At 72.2% G+C, this 21,693-nt stretch carries 19 protein-coding genes; 11 read left to right on the plus strand and 8 right to left on the minus strand.

What is annotated here, in order from left to right:
* The first annotated feature begins 76 nt into the window (after positions 1 to 76).
* A complete protein-coding gene (locus ACFV4P_RS05320; RefSeq protein WP_380467588.1) occupies positions 77 to 1,024 on the plus strand; it encodes an NADP-dependent oxidoreductase in 948 nt (315 codons plus the stop codon).
* A 7-nt stretch (positions 1,025 to 1,031) separates the two neighbouring features.
* Here the strand turns inward: ACFV4P_RS05320 and ACFV4P_RS05325 are convergent, their stop codons facing one another.
* Both ACFV4P_RS05325 and ACFV4P_RS05330 read right to left on the minus strand, forming a co-directional pair.
* Positions 1,032 to 1,679 (minus strand): TetR family transcriptional regulator, encoded by a 648-nt coding sequence (locus ACFV4P_RS05325; RefSeq protein ID WP_380467590.1) that lies wholly within the window; start codon positions 1,677 to 1,679, stop codon positions 1,032 to 1,034.
* Positions 1,676 to 3,229 carry an MFS transporter gene (locus ACFV4P_RS05330; protein WP_380467592.1) on the minus strand — a complete coding sequence of 518 codons (1,554 nt, stop codon included), beginning with the start codon at positions 3,227 to 3,229 and terminating at the stop codon, positions 1,676 to 1,678. The genes ACFV4P_RS05325 and ACFV4P_RS05330 overlap by 4 nt, the downstream gene beginning before the upstream one ends.
* Positions 3,230 to 3,443: 214 nt before the next feature.
* Between ACFV4P_RS05330 and ACFV4P_RS05335 the strand changes: the two genes are divergently transcribed.
* Complete coding sequence (locus ACFV4P_RS05335) at positions 3,444 to 3,716, plus strand: hypothetical protein (RefSeq protein ID WP_073811090.1); 273 nt, start codon at positions 3,444 to 3,446, stop codon at positions 3,714 to 3,716.
* A 26-nt stretch (positions 3,717 to 3,742) separates the two neighbouring features.
* Here the strand turns inward: ACFV4P_RS05335 and ACFV4P_RS05340 are convergent, their stop codons facing one another.
* Positions 3,743 to 4,411, minus strand: coding sequence for a hemolysin III family protein (locus ACFV4P_RS05340; protein WP_380467594.1), 669 nt, complete (start codon positions 4,409 to 4,411; stop codon positions 3,743 to 3,745).
* 264 nt (positions 4,412 to 4,675) lie between these two features.
* Here ACFV4P_RS05340 and ACFV4P_RS05345 point away from each other — a divergent pair, with 264 nt between their 5' ends.
* Positions 4,676 to 6,502: a phosphoenolpyruvate carboxykinase (GTP) gene (locus ACFV4P_RS05345; RefSeq protein ID WP_380467596.1), complete on the plus strand. Its 1,827-nt coding sequence runs from the start codon at positions 4,676 to 4,678 to the stop codon at positions 6,500 to 6,502.
* Between the two features lie 69 nt (positions 6,503 to 6,571).
* On the opposite strand, the gene ACFV4P_RS05350 is transcribed toward ACFV4P_RS05345, so the two are convergent.
* Entirely contained in the window at positions 6,572 to 7,786 is a 1,215-nt protein-coding gene (locus ACFV4P_RS05350) for a pyridoxal phosphate-dependent aminotransferase (protein ID WP_380467598.1), read from the minus strand.
* 119 nt (positions 7,787 to 7,905) lie between these two features.
* Here ACFV4P_RS05350 and ACFV4P_RS05355 point away from each other — a divergent pair, with 119 nt between their 5' ends.
* Positions 7,906 to 8,571 (plus strand): prepilin peptidase, encoded by a 666-nt coding sequence (locus ACFV4P_RS05355; RefSeq protein ID WP_380467600.1) that lies wholly within the window; start codon positions 7,906 to 7,908, stop codon positions 8,569 to 8,571.
* A 92-nt stretch (positions 8,572 to 8,663) separates the two neighbouring features.
* On the opposite strand, the gene ACFV4P_RS05360 is transcribed toward ACFV4P_RS05355, so the two are convergent.
* Entirely contained in the window at positions 8,664 to 10,265 is a 1,602-nt protein-coding gene (locus tag ACFV4P_RS05360; protein WP_380467602.1) for a chitinase, read from the minus strand.
* Positions 10,266 to 10,599: 334 nt separating this feature from the next.
* Here ACFV4P_RS05360 and ACFV4P_RS05365 point away from each other — a divergent pair, with 334 nt between their 5' ends.
* The 4 genes from ACFV4P_RS05365 to ACFV4P_RS05380 all read left to right on the plus strand — a co-directional run bounded on the left by ACFV4P_RS05365 (position 10,600) and on the right by ACFV4P_RS05380 (position 15,889).
* Entirely contained in the window at positions 10,600 to 11,394 is a 795-nt protein-coding gene (locus ACFV4P_RS05365; protein WP_073811081.1) for an isoprenyl transferase, read from the plus strand.
* A 233-nt stretch (positions 11,395 to 11,627) separates the two neighbouring features.
* Positions 11,628 to 12,959 (plus strand): PhoH family protein, encoded by a 1,332-nt coding sequence (locus ACFV4P_RS05370; RefSeq protein ID WP_380467604.1) that lies wholly within the window; start codon positions 11,628 to 11,630, stop codon positions 12,957 to 12,959.
* A 408-nt stretch (positions 12,960 to 13,367) separates the two neighbouring features.
* Positions 13,368 to 14,042: a transglycosylase SLT domain-containing protein gene (locus tag ACFV4P_RS05375; protein ID WP_380467606.1), complete on the plus strand. Its 675-nt coding sequence runs from the start codon at positions 13,368 to 13,370 to the stop codon at positions 14,040 to 14,042.
* Positions 14,043 to 14,437: 395 nt separating this feature from the next.
* Positions 14,438 to 15,889, plus strand: a complete 1,452-nt coding sequence (locus tag ACFV4P_RS05380) for an AI-2E family transporter (RefSeq protein WP_380467608.1) — start codon at positions 14,438 to 14,440, stop codon at positions 15,887 to 15,889.
* Between the two features lie 66 nt (positions 15,890 to 15,955).
* Here ACFV4P_RS05380 and ACFV4P_RS05385 read toward each other — a convergent pair whose 3' ends face one another.
* Positions 15,956 to 16,486 carry an alkyl hydroperoxide reductase gene (locus ACFV4P_RS05385; protein ID WP_380467610.1) on the minus strand — a complete coding sequence of 177 codons (531 nt, stop codon included), beginning with the start codon at positions 16,484 to 16,486 and terminating at the stop codon, positions 15,956 to 15,958.
* 5 nt (positions 16,487 to 16,491) lie between these two features.
* Positions 16,492 to 17,043 (minus strand): peroxiredoxin, encoded by a 552-nt coding sequence (locus tag ACFV4P_RS05390; protein WP_380467612.1) that lies wholly within the window; start codon positions 17,041 to 17,043, stop codon positions 16,492 to 16,494.
* 167 nt (positions 17,044 to 17,210) lie between these two features.
* Here ACFV4P_RS05390 and ACFV4P_RS05395 point away from each other — a divergent pair, with 167 nt between their 5' ends.
* The 3 genes from ACFV4P_RS05395 (at position 17,211) to ACFV4P_RS05405 (ending at position 19,926) form a co-directional block, all read left to right on the plus strand.
* Entirely contained in the window at positions 17,211 to 18,152 is a 942-nt protein-coding gene (locus ACFV4P_RS05395) for a LysR substrate-binding domain-containing protein (RefSeq protein WP_380467614.1), read from the plus strand.
* Positions 18,153 to 18,244: 92 nt separating this feature from the next.
* Positions 18,245 to 19,201 carry an AAA family ATPase gene (locus tag ACFV4P_RS05400; protein ID WP_380468158.1) on the plus strand — a complete coding sequence of 319 codons (957 nt, stop codon included), beginning with the start codon at positions 18,245 to 18,247 and terminating at the stop codon, positions 19,199 to 19,201.
* The gene (locus ACFV4P_RS05405; protein ID WP_241844379.1) at positions 19,198 to 19,926 is read left to right on the plus strand and encodes an HNH endonuclease; all 729 of its coding nucleotides are present in this window, start codon (positions 19,198 to 19,200) and stop codon (positions 19,924 to 19,926) included. The genes ACFV4P_RS05400 and ACFV4P_RS05405 overlap by 4 nt, the downstream gene beginning before the upstream one ends.
* A gap of 22 nt (positions 19,927 to 19,948) precedes the next feature.
* Here the strand turns inward: ACFV4P_RS05405 and ACFV4P_RS05410 are convergent, their stop codons facing one another.
* Complete coding sequence (locus ACFV4P_RS05410; RefSeq protein ID WP_380467616.1) at positions 19,949 to 21,673, minus strand: SpoIIE family protein phosphatase; 1,725 nt, start codon at positions 21,671 to 21,673, stop codon at positions 19,949 to 19,951.
* Positions 21,674 to 21,693 lie beyond the last annotated feature (20 nt).

A 21,693-nucleotide genomic window follows, 5' to 3' on the forward strand; every position in this document is an offset into this window, starting at 1 on the left:
CCTCCTGGCAGAATCCCATCGGACAGTGGCCATCATGCCACTGCCGCGCCCGCCCCGGCCGGGACAGGCTGAGGGCATGACGACGAACACGATGCGTGCGATCAGCCAGGACGTCCTGGGCGGCCCCGAAGTCCTGAACGTGGTGGAACTCCCGCGCCCCGAGCCCGGGACGAGCGAGATCCTGGTCAAGGTCCGGGCGGCCGGCCTGAACCCGACGGACTGGAAGCACCGGGCGAACGGCCTCTTCCTCGGCAAGCCCCCGTTCGTGCTCGGCTGGGACGTCGCGGGCACCGTCGAGGCCGTCGGCTTCGGGGTCACCCTGTTCAAGCCCGGTGACGAGGTCTTCGGCATGCTGCCCTACCCGCACGGCGTCGGCGCCCACGCCGAGTACGTCACCGGCCCGACCCGGACGTTCGTGACCCGGCCCGAGGGGGTGGACGTCGTCCAGGCCGGCGCGCTGCCGCTGGCCGCGCTGACCGCCTGGCAGGCGCTGGTCGACACCGCCCGGGTGAAGGCCGGCGACCGGGTGCTGGTGCACGCCGCGGCCGGCGGCGTCGGCCACCTCGCCGTGCAGATCGCCAAGGCCCGCGGCGCCCACGTGATCGGCACGGCCAGCGCCGCCAAGCACGACTTCCTGCGCGGCATCGGCGTGGACGAGCCGGTCGACTACCGCGCCGCCGACTTCGCCGAGACCGTCCGGGACGTCGACGTCGTGCTGGACACCGTCGGCGGCGAGTACCAGCTGCGCTCCCTGCGCACCCTGCGCCCGGGCGGCCTGCTGGTGTCGATCCTGCCCGTGCCGTACGAGGGGCTGGCGGAGGAGGCCGACCGGCTCGGCGTGCGTACCGCGATGATGCTGGTGGAGGCCGACCACGCCGGGATGGCCGCCGTCGCCGACCTGGCCGGACGCGGCCTGCTGCGGGCCGAGATCGCCGATGTCCTCCCGCTGGAGGAGGCCGCGAAGGCACACGCCCTGGGCGACACCGGCCGCACCACCGGCAAGCTGGTGCTGCGGGTGGACTGACCCGGCGTCAGAGGTTCTGCAGGTGGGCGAGGGCCCGGTCGAGCAGGTCCGCCAGGTTGTCCCGGGCGCCGTTGTCGGCCCAGTACAGCGAGGTCTCGGTGAGCGCGGCGGAGACCGTGGCGGCGGTGATCCGCAGTTCGAGGGTGGGGGCGTCCAGGCCGGCTCGTTCGGTGAGCAGGCCGAGCAGCATCCCGGTCGGCTGGCCGGAGCCGTTGAGCATCCGGGCCCGCAGGCTCGGGACCGAGGCGGTCAGTTGCATCCGCTGGTACAGCTCGGCGTGCTCCCGCTCGTCGATCCGGCGGACCAGCCCGACCAGCACCTCCCGCGCGGAGGTGAGGAAGGGCTCGTCCGCCGGCCGGGACCGGATCGCGGCGGCCATCAGCGGGTCGTACTCGTCGCTGAGGACCAGGTCCTCCTTGGTCGGGAAGTACCGGAAGAAGGTGGACGGGGAGACCTCCGCCGCCGCCGCGATCCGGTCGACGGTGGTGGCCTCCCAGCCCTGCTCCGCGAACAGCCGGAACGCCTCCCGGCGCAGGGACTGGCGGGTCTTCAGCTTCTTGCGCTCGCGCAGCGACAGCGGTGCTTCGACCAGCTCCTCCAACGAACCGGAGGAGTCGTCGGACGGGCGGGGCCGGGCGCTGCGCGGGGTGGTCATGCGGTCGATTCTCCGGGATCACCCGCCGCCGCGGCCACCGGCCGCACCTCGGGGGCGTCCGCGGCCACCGGGTCGCCGGCGCCCGGCATCCGGGCCGCGACCAGCACGGCGGCCACCGCCGCGAGCAGCCCGGCCGTCAGCAGCACCAGGCCCATGCCGTGCACGTACGCGCCGTGCGCGGACGCGGCCAGCCCCGGATCGGCCAGCCGCTCGGCGACCGCGTCGGCGGCGACCACCGAACCGCGGACCCGCTGCGCGGCGTCCGCCGGGAGCGTCGGGAGGTGCAGTCCGGAGCGGTAGCCGGCAGCCAGCAGGCTGCCGAACACGGCGACGCCGATCGCGCCGCCGACCTGGCGGAGCGTCTGCACCAGCCCGGCGCCGACCCCGGCCTTGGCCGGCGGCAGCAGGAGCAGCGCGGACGCCGTCGCGGTGATCAGGACCAGGCCGAGTCCGGCGCCGAACAGCACCAGCCACAGCGCCGTCCACCCGTAGCCGTCGCCGACCGAGGTGCGGCTGCCGAGCAGCATCGCGAGGGCGATCAGCGCCAGCCCGGCGGTGATCACGCCGCGCGGGGCGAAGCGGCGCACCAGGCGCTCGCCGAGCCGGGCGGCGACCAGCAGGCCGCCCATCATCGGCATCAGCCGCAGGCCGCTGCCGAGCGCGTCGGCGCCCAGCACGCTCCGGAAGTACGCCGGCAGCACGAAGAACCCGCCGAACAGGGCGATCGAGACCAGCGTGACGGCGATCGCGCACCAGCGGAACATCGGCTCGGCGAGCAGCCGCAGGTCGAGCATCGGGTGCTCCCGGCGGCGGCTGCGCAGTACCAGCGCCGTCAGCGCGGCCGCGGCGCCGACCAGCGCGCCGAGCACCAGGGCGTCGCCCCAGCCGCGTTCGGGGCCCTCGATGATGCCCCAGGTGAGCGCGGCCAGACCGCCGGCGGCCAGGCCCGCGGACGGCAGGTCGATCCGGGGCGCGGCCGGGTCGGCGGACTCCGGGAGCAGCAGCAGGCAGGCGACCACCCCGAGCAGCACCAGCGGCACGTTGATCAGGAAGATCGAGCCCCACCAGAAACCGCGCAGCAGCAGGCCGCCGATGATCGGCCCGAGCGGCACGCCGAGCGCGGTCATGGTGCTCAACAGGGCGGTGGCGCGGCGCTGTTCGGCGGGCGGGAAGATCGCGGGGATCACCGCCATCGACATCGGCATCACGAACGCGGCGGCCAGACCCATCGCGGCGCGGGCCGCGATCAGCGTGGCGGGGCTGCCGGCCAGGGCGCCGAGCACCGAGGCCGCACCGAACAGGGCGAGGCCGAGCACCAGCGTGCGGCGGCGGCCGAACCTGTCGCCCAGCAGGCCGGCCGGGAGCATGGCGGCGGCGAACACCACCGTGTAGGCGTCGACGATCCACTGCTGCTGCCCGGTGCCGGCGTTCAACTGCCGGGCCAGGTCGGGCAGGGCGACGTTCAGCACCGTGGTGTCGAAGCCGATGACGAGAACGCTGAGTGCGACCGCGACCAACGCGATCCAGCGCCGTGGGTGTGGAGCAGACATGACGGAACCCCCATCCGATGGCATCTCTCGAATGAGAGTAACTGTCAAAAGATGGCAGGTGTCAACCGAAGCCCGCGCTGCGGGATCCCCACGTCTGGAATTGATGCGCTGTTGATCCCCCGTTCGCCCGCGCTGCGTGCCGGACGTGTCACTGTAGGTGGGGAGTTCTCTGACGACCTGTCAGATAACCTGTCGGCCGGCGGGAGGTTTGCCAATGGAGTACGGAGCGACCGGGTTCTGGAGCGGCGTGGTCGGTGTGCTGGCCGCGCTGGCGGTCATAGCCGGGTACTTGATCGGCGGAGCCCGCCTGGTCTGGGTGGTGTCGGCGGTCGAGGTGGCGGCCGTGATGGTCTGGGTCGGGTACCGCTTCCGCGGCCGGGCCCACCAGCGGGCGGCAGGCGAAGGGCCCGACGCGGCGCATTGCGAGCGCTGCCGTCGGGCCCGGGAGCGGCTGGAGGCGCGGGCGGCCCAGCCGGTGCGGTACTGAGTGGAGCAGGAGCGTTTCTGCGGCGGTCAGCCGGCGGCGGTGTACGCCACCAGCGAGACCCCCACGTACTGCACGATGAACGCGCCGAGGGTGAACGCGTGGAACACCTCGTGGAAGCCGAACCAGCGCGGTGACGGGTTCGGGCGCTTGATGCCGTAGATGACCCCGCCGATGGTGTAGAGCGCGCCGCCGACGACGATCAGCGTCAGCACGGCCGCGCCGCCCTTGTGCAGGAAGTCCGGCAGGAAGAACACCGCCGCCCAGCCGAGTGCCAGGTAGCACGGGGTGTACAGCCAGCGCGGGGCGCCGACCCAGAACACCCGGAACGCTATGCCGGCCAGCGCCCCGCCCCACACCAGCCACAGCAGGATCTGCTGCCGCGCGCCGTCCAGCAGCAGGATGGTGAACGGGGTGTACGTCCCCGCGATGATCAGGAAGATGTTCGCGTGGTCCAGTCGGCGCAGCACCGCCTCGCCGCGCGGACCCCAGGTGAAGCGGTGGTACACCGCGCTCACCCCGAACAGCATCCAGGCGCTCACCGAGTAGACGACGCAGGCGACCCGCGCCGCCGTCGACTCGGCCAGGCAGATCAACACGATTCCGGCGGCCAGCGAGGCCGGGAACATGCCGGCATGGAGCCAGCCGCGCCACTTGGGCTTGACGAGTTCGAGGGCTTCCGCGGTCATGGGCAACATCTTACGGAACCGTAGGTTACCGGCTCGTAGGAAAGTGGCGATCCTCACTTTTAGACGTTCTGGAGTGTTCGGGGGGTGTCGGAGAGGGCCGTTCGGGGCGTCGGCCGGGCGGTTCACGGCCCCTGAACCAGACACTACGTAGTAAAGATCTCGTCAATAGCGCCATTTCGACGAATGGAGGGGGGGTTCGCCGGTCTACCGTGTAAGGACCCTCAACCCCCGCGTAGCCGTCTCCTGGCCGAGATGGTGTGAAACGGAGCGATCGTGTCGCCTCAGATCTCTGCGCTCGCCGAGTCCGCGCCCACCCGCCACCAGCGTCTGGTGGAGTGGGTCGACGAGATTGCCGCCCTCACCGAGCCCGACCGGGTGGTGTGGTGCGACGGCTCCGAGGAGGAGTACCACCGCCTCGCCGAGCAGCTCGTCGCCCAGGGCACCTTCACCAAGCTCGACGAGAGCAAGCGGCCCAACTCCTACTACGCGGCCTCCGACCCGTCCGACGTCGCCCGCGTCGAGGACCGCACCTTCATCTGCTCCGAGCAGGAGAAGGACGCCGGCCCGACCAACCACTGGAAGGCCCCCGCCGAGATGCGGGAGATCTTCCAGGGCGAGAAGGGCCTGTTCCGCGGCGCGATGAAGGGCCGCACCATGTACGTGGTGCCGTTCTCGATGGGCCCGGTCGGCTCCCCGCTGGCCGCGTACGGCGTCGAGCTCACCGACTCCGCGTACGTCGCCGTCTCGATGCGCGTGATGACCCGCATGGGCCAGGCCGTGCTCGACCAGCTCGGCGAGGACGGCGACTTCGTCAAGGCCGTCCACACCGTCGGCGCCCCGCTCGCCGAGGGCGAGGCCGACGTCGCCTGGCCGTGCAACACCACCAAGTACATCTCGCACTTCCCCGAGACCCGCGAGATCTGGTCCTTCGGCTCCGGCTACGGCGGCAACGCCCTGCTCGGCAAGAAGTGCTACGCGCTGCGCATCGCCTCCACCATGGCCCGCGACGAGGGCTGGCTGGCCGAGCACATGCTCATCCTGAAGCTCACCCCGCCGTCCGGTGAGGTCAAGTACGTCGCCGCCGCGTTCCCGTCCGCCTGCGGCAAGACCAACCTCGCCATGCTCCAGCCGACCATCCCGGGCTGGAAGGTCGAGACCATCGGCGACGACATCGCCTGGATGCGCTTCGGCGCCGACGGCCGGCTCTACGCCATCAACCCCGAGGCCGGCTTCTTCGGCGTCGCCCCCGGCACCGGCGAGGACACCAACGCCAACGCCATCAAGACCCTCTGGGGCAACACCGTCTTCACCAACGTCGCGCTCACCGACGACGGCGACGTGTGGTGGGAGGGCCTCACCGAGGACGCCCCCGCGCACCTCACCGACTGGCGCGGCAACGACTGGACCCCCGAGTCCGGCACCCCCGCCGCCCACCCGAACGCGCGCTTCGCCGTCCCGGCCTCGCAGTGCCCGACCATCGCCGACGAGTGGGAGGACCCGGCGGGCGTCCCGATCTCCGCGATCCTCTTCGGCGGCCGCCGCGCCACCGCCGTCCCGCTGGTCACCGAGTCCTTCGACTGGCAGCACGGCGTCTTCCTCGGCGCCAACATCGCCTCCGAGAAGACCGCCGCCGCCGAGGGCACCGTCGGCGAGCTGCGCCGCGACCCGTTCGCCATGCTGCCGTTCTGCGGCTACAACATGGGCGACTACTTCGCGCACTGGCTGAAGGTCGGCGCCGAGGCCGACGCCGCCAAGCTGCCGAAGATCTACTACGTCAACTGGTTCCGCAAGAACGCCGACGGCAAGTTCGTGTGGCCCGGCTACGGCGAGAACAGCCGGGTCCTGAAGTGGATCGTCGAGCGCCTCGAAGGCACCGCCGAGGGCGTCGACACCCCGATCGGCGTCCTGCCGAAGGTCGAGGGCTTCGACCTCGACGGGCTGGAGATCCCGGCGGCCGACCAGGAGCTGCTGTTCTCGGTCGACAACGAGATCTGGAAGCAGGAGGCCGCGCTGGTCCCGGCCCACCTGGAGATGTTCGGCGAGCACACGCCGAAGGCGCTGTGGGACGAGTACCAGGCGCTTGTGAAGCGACTCGGCTGACGCCGGACGACCCCTGCGCAAGGTCCGGTCGAGGAGGGACGTCCCTCTTCGGCCGGACCTTGCTGCGCGTTACGTCTGGACGTAGCCCGAGAGGAAGTCGCCGATGCGGGTGACCGCGTCCGTGATGTCCTCCGGGCGGGGCAGGGTGACCAGGCGGAAGTGGTCGGGGGCGGGCCAGTTGAAGCCGGTGCCCTGGACGATCAGGATGCGCTGGGCGCGCAGCAGGTCGAGGACCATCCGCGCGTCGTCCTTGATCTTGTAGACCTGCGGGTCGAGCCGCGGGAACGCGTACAGCGCGCCCTTGGGCTTCACGCAGGAGACGCCGGGGATCTCGTTGAGGAGCCGGTGGGCGGCGTCGCGCGAGGCGAGCAGGCGCCCGCCGGGCAGGATCAGGTCGTGGATGGACTGCCGTCCGCCGAGCGCCGCGGCGACCGCGTGCTGGGCGGGCATGTTGGCGCACAGGCGCATCGAGGCGAGGACGTTGAGGCCCTCGATGTAGGAGCGGGCGCGCTGCCGGTCGCCGGAGAGCACCATCCAGCCGCTGCGGAAGCCGGCCACCCGGTACGACTTGGACATGCCGTTGAAGGTGACGCAGAAGAGGTCCGGGGCGAGGGTGGCGAGCGGGGTGTGCTCCACGCCGTCGTAGAGGATCTTGTCGTAGATCTCGTCCGCGTAGATCACCAGCCGGTGCCGGCGGGCGAGTTCGGCGATCCCCTCCAGCAGTTCGCGCGGATAGACCGCGCCGGTGGGGTTGTTGGGGTTGATGACGACGATCGCCCGGGTGCGGTCGGTGATCTTCGCGGCGATGTCGGCGAGGTCGGGGTACCACTCGGCCTGTTCGTCGCAGCGGTAGTGGACGGCGGTGCCGCCGGCCAGCGAGACCGAGGCCGTCCACAGCGGGTAGTCGGGCGCGGGGACGAGGACTTCGTCGCCGTCGTCGAGCAGGGCGGTCATGGCGAGCTGGATCAGCTCGGAGACGCCGTTGCCCAGGTAGACGTCCTCGACCGACAGACCGTGCAGGCCGCGTTCCTCGTAGTGCATGACCACGGCGCGGCGGGCCGACAGCAGGCCCTTGGAGTCGCCGTAGCCGTGCGCGGAGGACAGGTTGCGGAGGATGTCCTGGAGGATCTCGGGCGGGGCGTCGAAACCGAACGCGGCCGGGTTGCCGGTGTTGAGCTTGAGGATGCGGTGGCCCTGCTCCTCCAGCCGCATCGCCTCGTCGAGCACCGGGCCGCGAATGTCGTAGCAGACATTGGCGAGTTTGCTGGACTGGATGACCTGCATGCCCGGTTACTTTACGGCCGCGCGGGGCGGGTGTCGGCGTGGTGTTCGCCACCTGGACACGGACGGGCGAACGGCGGTGCGGCGGTAGGGTCGCGGCGGGTCGTCAGGGGAGGCAGCGGATGCTGGGAACGACGGTGGGGGCGGTGCTCGGCCTGCTGGCCGGGGTGCTGCTGCGCTCCGCGGTGGTGCGGTTCGCGGTGCCGGCCGGCGAGGCGTGGCGGTCCTGCGCGGTGACGCCGCTGGGCCGCTGCGTGCGCTGCGGCGGGCGGTCCTGGCCGCCGCCGCTGACCGTCGAACTGGCCGCCGCGGCCGTCGGCGCGGTGCTCGCCGCGCACGCCCCGCAGGGCCGGCTGCCGCTGCTGGTGTGGGTGGCGCTGTTCGGCACCGTGCTGGCCTTCGTGGACGCGGGCGTCCAGCGGCTGCCGGACGCCCTGACCCTGCCGCTGCTGGCCGGGACGGCCCTGCTGGTCCCGCTCGCCGACCACCGCCCGGCGGTGTGGCTGCGCTGCGCGCTGGCGGCGGGCGCGCTGGGCGCGCTGTTCCTGCTGATGGCGCTGTTCGCGCCGATGGGCCTCGGCGACGCCAAGCTCGCCCCGTCGCTGGGCGCGGTGCTCGGCCTGGCCGGCTGGCGGACGTTCTACGCCGGTCTGCTGTACATGTGGCTGATCGCCGCGCTGTGGGCGGTCGCCCTGCTGGTGCTGCGCCGGGCCGGCCGCCGCAGCGAGTTCGCGTTCGGCCCGGCGATGCTGCTGGGCACCCTGGCGGCGGTGCTGGTCACGTCCTGACACAGGGACGGGGCCCGCCGTACCCCCAGTGGTACGACGGGCCCCTGGTGTGCACCTGCTCCACCCTCAAGGAGCGGCGCACCGACGGAAGGTCACTGCATGCCGCGGACGAACGCCCCGACGTTGTTGGAGAAGTCGTTGCCGTTGTTGGCGTCCCAGTTGGTCGACCAGGTCATCGCACCGCGGATGGTCGGCCACTTGGCCGGCGGGACGAAGCTGCCGCAGTGGTTGCCGGTGGCCAGGCAGTCCAGCGCGTTGTTCACCACGGTGGAGTTGACGTAGCCGCCGCCCGCCGCCTTGCTGGAGGCGGGGACGCCGATGCCGACCTGGTCCGGACGCAGACCGCCCTGGATGTGGGTGCAGACCTGCGCGGTGATGAAGTCGACGGTGCCCTGGGTGTAGACCTTGCCGTCGCAGCCGTTCATGCCACCGGAGTTGTAGAACTGGGTGTTGACGACGGTGAGGATGTCCTTGGTGGCCAGCGCCAGCTGGAAGTACGCACCGGCGGTGGAGTACATCCCGATGGTCTCGGGCGCCATGGTCAGCACGAAGCCGGAGCCGACCTTGGCCTGGAGGGTGTGCAGCGCCTGCGCCATGTAGGTGGCGTTGACGCCGTTCTCCAGGTCGACGTCGATGCCGTCGAAGCCGTACTGCTGGATCAGCTTGTACGCCGAGTCGGAGAACGCGGTCGCGGCGGCCGAACTGCCCACCGAGATCGCGCCGTTCTGGCCGCCGATGGAGAGGACGACCTTCTTGCCGGCCGCGTGCTTGGCGGCGATGTCGGCCTTGAAGTCGGCGTCGGTGTAGCCGCCGAGCTTGGTGGCCAGCGCCGGGTCCAGGGTGAAGGAGATCGCGCCCTGGGTGGTGGTCGAGTCGGCGAAGGAGACCGCGATGATGTCGTACGCGCCCTGCACGTCACGCAGCTTCTGCACGGTCGAGCCGTTGTCGAAGTTCTGCCAGTAGCCGGTCAGCACGTGCTTCGGCAGGCCGGTGTTCGGCGGCGGGGTGCTCGCGGAGCCGGACGGGCTCGGCGAGTTGGACGGGCTGGGGGAGCTGGACGCCGACGGCGAGGCGCTCTGCGACGGCGACGCGGAGGCCGAGGCCGAGGCGGACGGCTTCGGCGAGGCCGAGGTGGCGGAGGCCGACGGTGTCGGGGTGGCGGTGCCGCCCGGGCCGATCAGCTGGATGTCGTCCGCGTAGTAGGTGGGCTGCCCGTACCAGCCGTGCACGTACAGGGTGACGCTGGTGGTGTTGGCGCCGGTGGTGAAGGTGGTGTTCAGCTGGTTCCAGCTGCTCTGCGCCGACCAGGTCGACGGGTCGGTGCCGCCGGTGCCGCGGGCGCCCAGGTAGACGTACGAGCCCTGGACCCAGCCGTTCAGCTGGTAGGCGGTGTTGGGGAGCACCGAGACGGTCTGGGTGCACTCGGCGGTGTCGCCGGCGCCCGGGGTGGCGGCCAGCGCGCCGGTGCCGGAGTGGACCGGGGTGGAGACCGTGGTGGTGCTGCCGGTGCAGGTCCAGCCGGAGAGGCCGGAGTCGAAGCCGCCGTTGCTCACCAGGTTGCCGACCGCGGCGTTCGCGCCGCCGGCGGACAGGGCCAGTCCAGTGCCGGCCAGCGCCAGCGCGGTCGCGGTGGCGAGCACCGCCGGGAACTTGTTGCGGCGCCGGTGGGACGGCTGCTGCAGGGTACGGGCCATGACAGGCTCCAGAACAGGAGATGGGGGAGGGGTGTGGGGGAAGCAGACGTGGCGGGGGAAGGGAGAGCCGCCGCGGTGGGGGTCGCGGCGGCTCCGCTGTGGGGGTGGTCCGCTGTGGTGCTGACCACACGCTGGACTAGACCAATGGCAAGCGTCAAGACCCGGAATCCGGTTTAGGGACCGTTTAAGGATTCGGAGACCGTTCCGTATCCCGCCCCGTGCGCCCACTGTGACAAGACCGGTACCTGCGGTTTTACCTTCGGTAATGCCGGGCGGAGTAGGCTGCCGCAGGGATTTCGCACCCGGAGCAATCAGCACGGAGGGGCCGTTCACGATGGGTCTGCGCGATGTGGTGGAGCGCACGCCGGGACTGCGCACCCTGCTGGACAGGGCCTACCGGCTGTACGGCCGCCGGGTCGAGGTGCACCTGGCCAACACCCCGCACCACATCGGCGTGATCCTGGACGGCAACCGCCGCTGGGCCAAGGCCACCGGCGGCACCACCGCGTACGGCCACCAGCGCGGCGCCGACAAGATCAGCGAGTTCCTGGGCTGGTGCGCGGAGACCGACGTCCGGGTGGTCACCCTGTGGATGCTCTCCACCGACAACCTGGCCCGCCCCGCCGAGGAACTCGTCCCGCTGCTCGGCATCATCGAGGACGCCGTCCAGGGCCTGGTCGACGCCGGCCGCTGGAAGGTCCACCCGGTCGGCGCGCTCGACCTGCTGCCCGCGCCCACCGCCGAGGTGCTCAAGCGCGCCGAACAGCAGACCGCGCACATCGACGGGCTGACCGTGAACGTCGCCATCGGCTACGGCGGCCGGCAGGAGATCGCCGACGCCGTCCGCTCGCTGCTCCAGGAGCACGCCGGACGCGGCACCTCGATCGAGGAACTGGCCGAAATCCTCGACGTCGAGCACATCGCCGAGCACCTGTACACCAAGGGCCAGCCCGACCCGGACCTGGTGATCCGCACCTCCGGCGAGCAGCGGCTGTCCGGCTTCCTGCTCTGGCAGTCCGCGCACAGCGAGTTCTACTTCTGCGAGGCCTACTGGCCGGCCTTCCGCAAGGTCGACTTCCTGCGGGCGCTGCGCGACTACCAGTTGCGCAACCGGCGGCTGGGTCGCTGACGCGCGCTCAACTCCCCCTGTTCGCAAGGGAACGAGCATCGGCAGCCGGTCAATTCCCCATACCCGTCCGGCCGACACGAAAACGTTCATCGGTTGTGTTCCTGCCGTTCGCTCCGGCGCGAATGCGGGCCTCCTCGCCTGGGAAGACTCCCTCCAGACCGTCCCCCCGGCCAGCGGGGCCGCGGGGACCGGTGGGCCGCGGGTGACGTCGGGTCACCCGCTCTGGAGGGCTAGTGGTCAGTTCCAAGAGCCGCCGGACACCTGACCGGCGCACGTACGTCCTCGACACCAGCGTGCTCCTGGCCGACCCCCTCGCCATGACGCGTTTCGAGGAGCACGAGGTGGTCCTCCCGGTCGTCGTGGTCACCGAGTTGGAGGCCAAACGGCACCACCCGGAACTCGGCTACTTCGCCCGCCAGGCGCTGCGCCTGCTGGACGACTACCGGATCCGCCACGGCCGGCTCGACGAGCCGATCCCGGTGGGGGAGTTGGGCGGCACCATCCGGGTCGAGTTGAACCACTCCGACCTGTCGATCCTGCCGGCCGGCTACCGGGCCGGCGGCGGCGAGGCGGACACCCGGATCCTCGCGGTCGCCCGCAACCTGCAGGCCGAGGGCTACGACGTCACCGTCGTCTCCAAGGACCTGCCGCTGCGGATCAAGGCGAGCTCGGTCGGCCTGCTGGCCGAGGAGTACCGGGCCGAGCTGGCGATCACCTCCGGGTGGACGGGCATGACCGAACTGCACGTCCCCGCCGACCAGGTGGACGAGCTGTTCGCCGGCCAGGACCACGCGCTCGCCGTCGACGGCGCCGAGCAACTCCCGGTCCACACCGGCCTGGTGCTGCACTCCGAACGCGGCCGCGCGCTCGGCCGGGTGGCCTCCGACGGCCGGGTCCGGCTGGTCCGCGGCGACCGCGAGGCGTTCGGCCTGCGCGGCCGCAGCGCCGAGCAGCGGATCGCCCTCGACCTGCTGCTCGATCCGGAGATCGGGATCATCTCGATGGGCGGCCGGGCCGGCACCGGCAAGTCCGCACTCGCCCTGTGCGCCGGCCTGGAGGCCGTCCTGGAGCGCCGCCAGCACCGCAAGGTGATGGTGTTCCGCCCGCTGTACGCGGTCGGCGGCCAGGAACTCGGCTACCTGCCCGGCAGCGAGGCCGAGAAGATGGGCCCCTGGGCGCAGGCGGTGTTCGACACCCTCTCCGCCGTCACCACCCAGGACGTGATCGAGGAGGTCATCTCCCGCGGCATGCTGGAGGTCCTGCCGCTCACCCACATCCGCGGGCGCTCCCTGCACGACGCCTTCGTGATCGTGGACGAGGCGCAGTCGCTGGAGCGCAACGTGCTGCTCACGGTGCTCTCCCGGATCGGCCAGAACTCCCGCGTGGTGCTCACCCACGACGTCGCCCAGCGGGACAACCTGCGGGTCGGCCGGTACGACGGCGTGGTCGCGGTGGTGGAGAAGCTGAAGGGCCACCCGCTGTTCGCCCACGTGACGCTCACGCGTTCGGAGCGTTCGCCGATCGCCGCGCTGGTGACCGAGATGCTGGAGGACATCCAGCCGTAGGCATAACCGGACGTACCGGGGCAAAGGGGTCTGACGCCTACCGTCAGGCCCCTTCGCTGTCAGCACTGCTGACGGCCCCTCGACGGACCGTTCGCCAAACTCCCTGGTGGGAAAGTTTGTGAGATCCGCCACGGCACAGGGAATTGCGTAGACACCATCGCGTGCGGCATGGTGAGGGTTCTGTCAGGCCCCGCGTACGGCAATACCACACCCGCCAACTCCGGTCGGCGGGCGGAAAACTGAATACCGAAAGGCCGTACGCCGCTCGATTCCACCGCCGCTCCGGGCCCGCCCGGGGGGACGGCCGAGCCAGCGCCTCCCGTGACCAGAGCTCTACGGAGGCCAGTGACCAGGGGGCAGATATGCGCCCGGACGGTCACGCGCCGGGCGACGCTGGAAGGAAACCATGTGACTCGGATCTCGGTCCGGGGAGTCGCTGTCGCCTCCGCCACCGCGGTGACCGCCGTCGGTGCTGTCGTGGGTGCGGCCTCTGGCAGTGAGGGCAAGACCGTTCAGACGGTCGACGTCGCGAGCGCCACCCTGCTCGCCGACGCGCCCACCGGTGCACAGGCCCAGAACGTCAGCGACGGCATCAACCGTCAGGCCAACGCCCAGCAGGTCTCCGCCGACGCCGCCGCCAAGAAGGCCGCGGAAGAGGCGGCCCGGCAGAAGGCCGCCGCCGACGCCCAGGCGAAGGCCGACGCGGAGAAGGCCGCCAAGGCGGCCGAGGAGAAGCGCGCGAAGGAAGAGGCCAACCGCGCCTCCGCCCGCAGCGTGCTCGCCACCGTCAGCCCCGGCTCGGTCCAGGAAATGGCGCTGCGCATCGTCGGCGACAGCAACCAGTTCCAGTGCTTCAGCCAGATCGTGAAGCGCGAGAGCGGCTGGGACTACACCGCCACCAACGCCTCCTCCGGTGCCTACGGCCTGGTCCAGGCGCTGCCGGGCTCCAAGATGGCCTCGGCCGGCGCGGACTGGCGGACCAACCCCGAGACCCAGATCAAGTGGGGCCTCAACTACATGAACAGCCGCTACGGCAGCCCCTGCGGCGCCTGGTCGTTCTGGCAGTCCCACCACTGGTACTAGGCCTGCCCGGCCTGCCCACAGCTCGCACGGAAGGGCCCCGCTCTCGCACGGTCGAGAACGGGGCCCTTCGTGCTGCCGCGAGACAGCTGACGGGCCGTGCCGCCCGGGCGGCGCTGACCAGTGCGCAGCGGACGGCGCGGCCTGGTGCGGACGCGGGGGAGCGGAGCGGGTCCTGGTCTCTCCGCTCCCGGCCGGTCCGCGGACAGATGGTCTGACTGGCCCCTTCCCCGCTCCCGGCGGACAAAACAGGATGATTGGTGGGATTTGCCGGAAATCTCCGGGAAGCGGTCGGTGATACCCCCGCGACCGGGGCCCCCGACGGCAGGTAGCGTTCCTCACCGACGGCCGCGCGACCCGCGGCCGCGCAGTGGACGAACACGGGGGAGACCGGGGCAGTGACGGAAGAGACGAGCGGCGGCCGTTGGCGCGGCCTCGCCAAGATAGGGGCGGTGGCGGCCGGCCTGTTCGCCGCCGCGGAACGCCGCCGGCGCGCCGCCATCTCGGCCGAGGCACAGGCGCTCGCCACCGAACAGGCCGTCGAACTCGCCGCCGAGCGGGCCGCCCGGCGCACCGCCGAACAGACCGCCCGCCAACTCGCCGAACACGGCGGCGGCGCCCCGGCCGACGGTGGTCAGGCTCTCGCCGTCGCACCCCCGGAAGGAGCGCCCGTGCGGACCGAGGAGACCGTGCCGCCCCCGCGCGCCCCGCACAGCACCGAACAGCCGGCCGGCGCCGCCCCGCCCGGCCGGCCCGCCAACCCGGTGGACGCCGTGCCGTGGACGCTGCGGGTCGCCGCCGAGTCCACCTGGCGCCTGCTGCTGCTCGGCGTCGCCCTGTACGTGGTGTTCCGGGTCATCGACACGCTGCGGCTGGTCGCCTTCTCGGCCCTCGCCGCGCTGCTGATCTCCGCACTGCTGGAGCCCACCGTCTCCTGGCTGCGCCGGCACGGCGTCCCGCGCTCGGTGGCGGCCGCCGGCACCTTCCTGTCCGGCCTGGCCGGCATCGGGCTGGTCGGCTGGTTCGTGTTCTGGCAGGTGTCCACCAACCTCGACCGGGTCACCGTCAAGGCCCAGGACGGTGTCCGGCAGCTGCGCGACTGGCTGGTCACCGGGCCGTTCCACCTCACGCAGGACCAGCTCGACAGCTTCACCAACCAGATCACCACGTCCATCGGCAAGAACTCCGACCAGCTCACCTCGGCCGGCTTCACCGGCGTCAGCATCGCCGTCGAGGTGCTCACCGGCATCGCGCTGACCGCCTTCACCACGTTCTTCCTGCTCTACGACGGCTCCCGGATCTGGAGCTGGGTGCTGCGCGGCCTGCCTCGGCACTCCCGGTACGCGATGGCCGGCGCCGGGCCCAAGGCCTGGACCACGCTGACCGCCTACGTGCGCGGCACCGTGATCGTCGCCTTCATCGACGCGCTGTGCATCGGCATCGGGCTCCAGCTGCTCGGCGTGCCGATGGCGATGCCGCTCGCGGTGATCATCTTCCTGGGCGCGTTCGTGCCGCTGGTCGGCGCGCTGGTCACCGGCACCATCGCGGTGCTGATCGCGCTGGTCACCGTCGGACCGGTCAAGGCGCTGATGGCGCTGGCGGTGCTGGTCATCGTCCAGCAGTTGGAGGGCCACATCCTGCAGCCGCTGATCCTCGGCCGCGCGGTGCGGGTGCACCCGCTGGCCGTGGTGCTCGGCGTCGCCGCGGGCTCCATCATCGGCGGCATCGCCGGCGCGATCGTGGCGGTGCCGCTGATCGCCGTCACCAACACCGTCACCGGACACCTGAGGCAGCGCAACGCGGCCGGGCAGCAGGTCTTCCAGGCGATCGAGGCGGCCCGCAAGCAGTAGCCGGGAACGCCGAAAGGTCCGTCCGCGGAAGGGAGTTCCCTTCCGCGGACGGACCTTTCGCTGTCGTTACGCCAGCTGCGCTTCGGCGTCCAGCACCGAGGCGACGGCCTGGACGGTGGCGGCGATCTTCACGGAGGCCTGGACGACCTCGCGCTCGACACCGGCCTTGCGCAGCACGCCCTCGTGCGAGTCGAGGCACTGGCCGCAGCCGTTGATCGCGGAGACCGCGAAGCACCACAGCTCGAAGTCGACCTTGTCGACGCCCGGGTTGCCGATGATGTTCATCCGCAGACCGGCGCGCATCGTCCCGTACTCCTTGTCGGAGAGCAGGTGCAGCGTCCGGTAGTAGACGTTGTTCATCGCCATGATCGCGGCGGCGCCCTTGGCGGCCTGGTAGGCCTCCGCGGACAGGTGCGACTTGGCCTCGGGCTCAAGTTCGCGCAGCACGGCCGAGGAGCCGGTCGCCATCGCGCAGGCGAGGACGGTGCCCCAGAGCTGCTGCTCCGGCAGGTCCGAGTTGCCGATGACCGAGCCCAGGTTGAGCTTCAGGTCCTTGGCGTAGTCCGGCAGGGCGGCCTTGAGTTCGTCGAGAGCCATCGGGATCAGCCGGCCAGCAGGGCCTGGGCGTCGAGGGTGTCCTCGCCCTTGGTCCAGTTGCACGGGCACAGCTCGTCGGTCTGCAGGGCGTCCAGCACGCGCAGGACCTCCTTCGGGTTACGGCCGACGGAGCCGGCGGTCACCATGACGAACTGGATCTCGTTGTTCGGGTCGACGATGAACACGGCACGCTGCGCGGTGCCGTCCTCGCCCTCGACGCCACAGGCGCGCATCAGGTCGTGCTTGATGTCGGCCAGCATCGGGAAGGGCAGGTCGCGCAGGTCCTTGTGGTCCTTGCGCCACGCGTGGTGCACGTACTCCGAGTCGCCGGAGACGCCGAGGATCTGGGCGTCACGGTCGGCGAACTCCTCGTTCAGCTTGCCGAACGCGGCGATCTCGGTCGGGCACACGAAGGTGAAGTCCATGGGCCAGAAGAACACCACGCGCCACTTGCCCTCGTAGGACTTGTGGTTGATCTCGGCGAAGGCGTTCGCGGCGTCGAGGTCAACGCAGGCGTTGAGTTCGTACTCGGGGAACTTGTCGCCGATCGTCAGCACGTCGTTACTCCAAGGGTTGAGATGAGGGTTGTCCGAATTGCGGACAATCCCCAGCGTCGCACAGGCCCCACTGATCAGTGAAATCGGATCTACCGCATTGCCCGATAGGCAATCCCGATCAGTGCGGCACACTGGACGCAGTACCCGGACCACGCAGGAAGCGCACCGTGAAGCACCCTACGCAACGCACCCCCACCGTCTCCCAGCTGCGGGCCTTCACCGCCGTCGCCGAACACCTGCACTTCCGGGAGGCCGCCGCCGCGATCGGCACCAGCCAACCCGCACTGTCCGGCGCGGTCGCCGCCCTGGAGGAGAGCCTCGGCGCGCAACTCGTCGAACGCACCACCCGCCGCGTCATGATCACACCGCTCGGCGAACGCGTCGCCGTCCACGCCCGCGAGGTGCTCTCCGCGCTGCACGCCCTCACCGAAGAGGTCGAAGCCGCTCGCCGCCCCTTCACCGGGCCGCTCCACCTCGGCGTCATCCCCACCGTCGCGCCCTACCTGCTGCCGGCCGTGCTGCGACTCGTCCGCGACACCTACCCCGACCTCGAACTCCACGTCCACGAGGAACGCACCCCCTCGCTGCTCGACGGCCTCGCCACCGGACGGCTCGACCTGCTGCTGCTCGCACTGCCCGCCGGCGGCGGTGTCCCGGTGGCCGAAATCCCGCTGTTCGACGAGGACTTCGTGCTGATCGTGCCGCCCGAGCACGAACTCGCCGGACGGGTCGACGTACCGCGCGACGTCCTGCTCGACCTCGACGTGCTGCTCCTGGAGGAAGGCCACTGCCTGCGCGACCAGGCGCTCGACATCTGCCGCGAGGTCGGCGCCGACGCCTCCGGCGGAAGCACCCGCGCCGCCGGACTCTCCACCCTCGTCCAACTCGTCGCCGGCGGCCTCGGCGTCACCCTGCTCCCCGCCACCGCGCTCGACGTCGAAACCGGACGCACCGACCGGCTCGCCGCGGTCCGCTTCGCCGCCCCCACCCCCGGCCGCCGCATCGGCCTCGCCCACCGCCCCGGCTCCGCCCGCACCCCGGAGTACGACCGCTTCGCGGCCGCCCTCCGCGACGCCCTCCGGGAGCTCCCCGTCCGCCTCGCCCCCTGAACCCGCTGCGCGCGGATGGGCGGCCGCACGGCGGGGCATAGGTCCGGTGGGACCGACGCAGGGGGTGGCCGGTGTACGTGTCGCGGATCAGGGTGTCCGGCGTGAAGTGCTTCAGCGGTGCGCGCGAGGTCGACGTGGCGATCCCGCCCGGCCCGGGCTGGACGGTGGTCGCCGGGCCGAACGGCAGCGGGAAGAGCACGCTCCTGCGAGCGGTCGCGGTCGCGCTCGGCGCACTGCCGGACGCGGCGGGCGGCGACGGCCGGGCCGATGGCCGGGCCGATGGCCGGGCCGATGGCCGGGCCGACGGCCGGGTCGACGGCTGGGTCGAGGCGTCCCCGGCCCCCCGCCACCGGCTCGGCGAACCGCAGGGCACCCCGCGAGCGCTGTTCGTCGAACACGCCCAGGGCCACGCCGTCCCGCTGGACGCCGACGCCGTGACGGCCGTGCTGCCCGAGGGCTGGCGGGTCAGCGACCCCGACCGCCACCACGTCAGCAACGGCGCCCTCGACCTCCCCCTGGCCGAACTCGGCGACGGCACAGCCACGTTGGCCCGCCTGGTCGCCCGGCTCACCGCCGCCGCCCCGCACCCCGGCCCCGTGCTGATCGACGACGTCGACCGCCACCTGCACCCGGTGTGGCAGCAGCGCATCGGCGGCTGGCTGACCGGGCGCTTCCCGCAGACCCAGTTCCTGGTCGCCACCCACAGCCCGTACGTCTGCCAGGCCGCCGACCCGGGCGCACTGATCCGCCTCCCCGGCCCCGCCGAGGACTTCGCACCGCACCGCCTGGACGAGGACCTCCGCCAGCGGGTGCTGTACGGCAGCGGCGAGGACACCGTCCTGTCGGAGCTGTTCGGACTGCCGAGCGCCTACTCGCCGGCCGCCGAGGCCGAACGCCGGCTGCTGGTCCGGCTGGAGCGCAAGATGTACGCCGGCCGGGCCACCGACGCGGAGCTCGCCGAGTACCGGGAGCTGGGGGCGAAGCTGAACAGCTCGCTGACCGCCCGGGTCGACGAGGTCACCGCGCGACTGCTCGGCCGGGACGAGTGATCCCGCTGCAGCGGCCCGCCCTGCACCCCGGGCTGGCCGCCCAACTCGACCGCGCCACCGCCGGCATCCGGGCGGCCGGCCCCAGTACCGCGTCCGGCCGCGCCGCGTGGCGCAAAGCCGCCCGCCCGAAGGCCCAACTGCGCCTGATGCTGCGGCAGATGGCACCCGGGCTGGAACGCTGCATGTACTGCGGCGACAACCTGGGCACCGACATCGACCACTTCGAGCCGATCGCCCAGGCCCCGCTGCGCACCTTCGACTGGCAGAACCACCTGCTGGCCTGCGCGCACTGCAACAGCAACCGCAAGCGCGACCGCTTCCCGCGCGACCCGGCCACCGGCGACGCCCTGCTGATCGACCCGTGCCGCGACGACCCGGCCGACCACCTGCTGCTCTACCTGGACTCCGGCGCCTACGACCCGCTGACCGTCCGCGGCGAGGCCACCATCGAGGTCTTCGGCCTCAACGAACGCCCCGAACTGGTACGCGGCCGACGGCTGATGTTCGCCGTGGTCAAGGCACTCCTGCTGACCTGGCAGGCGGCCGAAGCCCCCGCCGAGGCCGAGGAGTACGCCGCCGCCCTCCACGAGATCCACCACGCCGACGTCGTGCGCAGCGTCCTCGGCCTGCGCCGCTCCCGCCCGCTGGCACTCGCCGTCCTCGGCCCGGCCGTCCTCGCCGCACTGGACCGACTCGCCGCCACCGACGGCAGGTTCGCCACCTGACGGGCAGCAGGGCCCGGACGGTTCACAGCCGCTGCTCGAACCAGACCACCTTGCCCGCGCCCAGCCGGGTCGCGCCCCAGCGGTCCGCGCAGCGGGCGACTATCTGGAGGCCGCGACCGCGTTCCTCCTCGGGGCCGGCCCGGCGGGTGCGGGGGAGGGCGGCCGAGTCGTCGCCGACCTCGCAGCGCAGCCGGGAGGTGCGGACCAGACGGAGCGTCACCGGCCGGGTGGCGTGCCGGATCGCGTTGGTGACCAGCTCGCTGACCATCAGCTCGCAGTTCTCGCGCAGATGGTCCAGGCCCCAGTTGTGCAGCGCGTGCCCGGCCAGCCGGCGCGCCCGGCCCGGGGTCTCGTGCCGCGGCTGGAGGTACCAGTAGGCGACGTCGCTGGCCGGAATGCCGTCGAACGCGGCGGCCAGCAGCGCGATGTCGTCGGCCCGGTCGCCCGGCGGCAGGATCCGCAGCGCCTCCTGGCACAGCTGCTCCGGGGTCAGCCGGTGCGCGCCCTCCAGCCGGGCCCGCAGCAGTTCCAGGCCGATGCCCAGCGGGCGACGGCGGGTCTCGACCAGGCCGTCCGTGAACAGCAGCAGCGCCGACCCGGGCGGCGCGGCCAGCTCCACCGAGGTGAAGTCGACCCCGCCGACGCCGATCGGCGCGCCCGGCGGCAGGTCCAGCAGCTCGCTGGTGCCGTCCGGACCGACCAGCACCGGCGGCACGTGCCCGGCGTTGGCGATCACCACCCGGCCCGCGATCGGGTCGTACACCGCGTACACGCAGGTCGCCAAGTGGTGTTCGCGGCCCAGGCGTTGGGCCTGCTCGTCGAGGTGGTACAGCACCTCGTGCGGCGGCAGGTCGAGGCCCGCCAGGGTCTGCGCGGAGGTGCGCAGCTGGCCCATCACCGCCGCCGAGGTCAGCGAGTGGCCCATCACGTCACCGGCGATCAGCGCCACCCGGTTGCCCGGCAGCGGGATCGAGTCGTACCAGTCGCCGCCGACCTGCGCCCCGCGCTCGCCCGGCAGGTAGCGGTGCGCCAGGCGCACGCCGTGCGGCTGCGGAAGCTCCGCGGGCAGCATCGAGCGCTGCAGCTCGTCGGCGATCTCCCACTCGCGGGTGTAGCGCAGCGCGGTGTCCACGGCCAGGCCCGCGAGGGTCGCCAGGTGCGCGGCCGTCGCGGTGTCCGCCGGGTCGAACGACGCCGGACGCCCGTCCGCCGCCGGGCGCCGGATCAGCAGCAGCATGCCGAGCGCGGCCTGCCGGCCGTGCAGCGGCAGCGCCAGCAGCGCCGTCCCCTCCGGCAGCCGGCCCAGCGCCCGGGCGCCGAGCAGCTCGGCGGGCAGGCCGCCGCGCCGCCCGTCCCCGTCCAGCACCGTCGGACCGTGCGGGGCGCGCCGCTCCAGGGCGCGCTCCAGCACGCTGCCGGGCTCCACCGGGCGCAGGCCGCCGCGGCGGCCCAGCCGCGTCCCGCAGGTGTGCAGCACCCGCAGCGCGCGCGGCCGGCCGAGGTCGCGCTCCACGTCCGGCAGCGGGTCGCGGACCAGCACCACCAGGGCGTCCGCGAGTTCGGGCACCAGCACCCGGCCCAGGTTGCGCAGGGTGGCCTTCAGATCGAGCGCACTGTTGATCCGCCGGGCCGCACCGTCCAGGTACGCCAGGCGTTCGGCAAGCCGGGGCCGCCCGTCCGGCGGCGGATGCCGCTGGACGGGTACGGCGGGCTGCTGCCCCGCCAGGGGCTCCAGTTGGTCGCGCACGGGCTGCCCGATTCTGTGCA

The sequence above is a fragment of the Kitasatospora sp. NPDC059795 genome, assembly GCF_042732175.1.
Lineage (GTDB): Bacteria > Actinomycetota > Actinomycetes > Streptomycetales > Streptomycetaceae > Kitasatospora.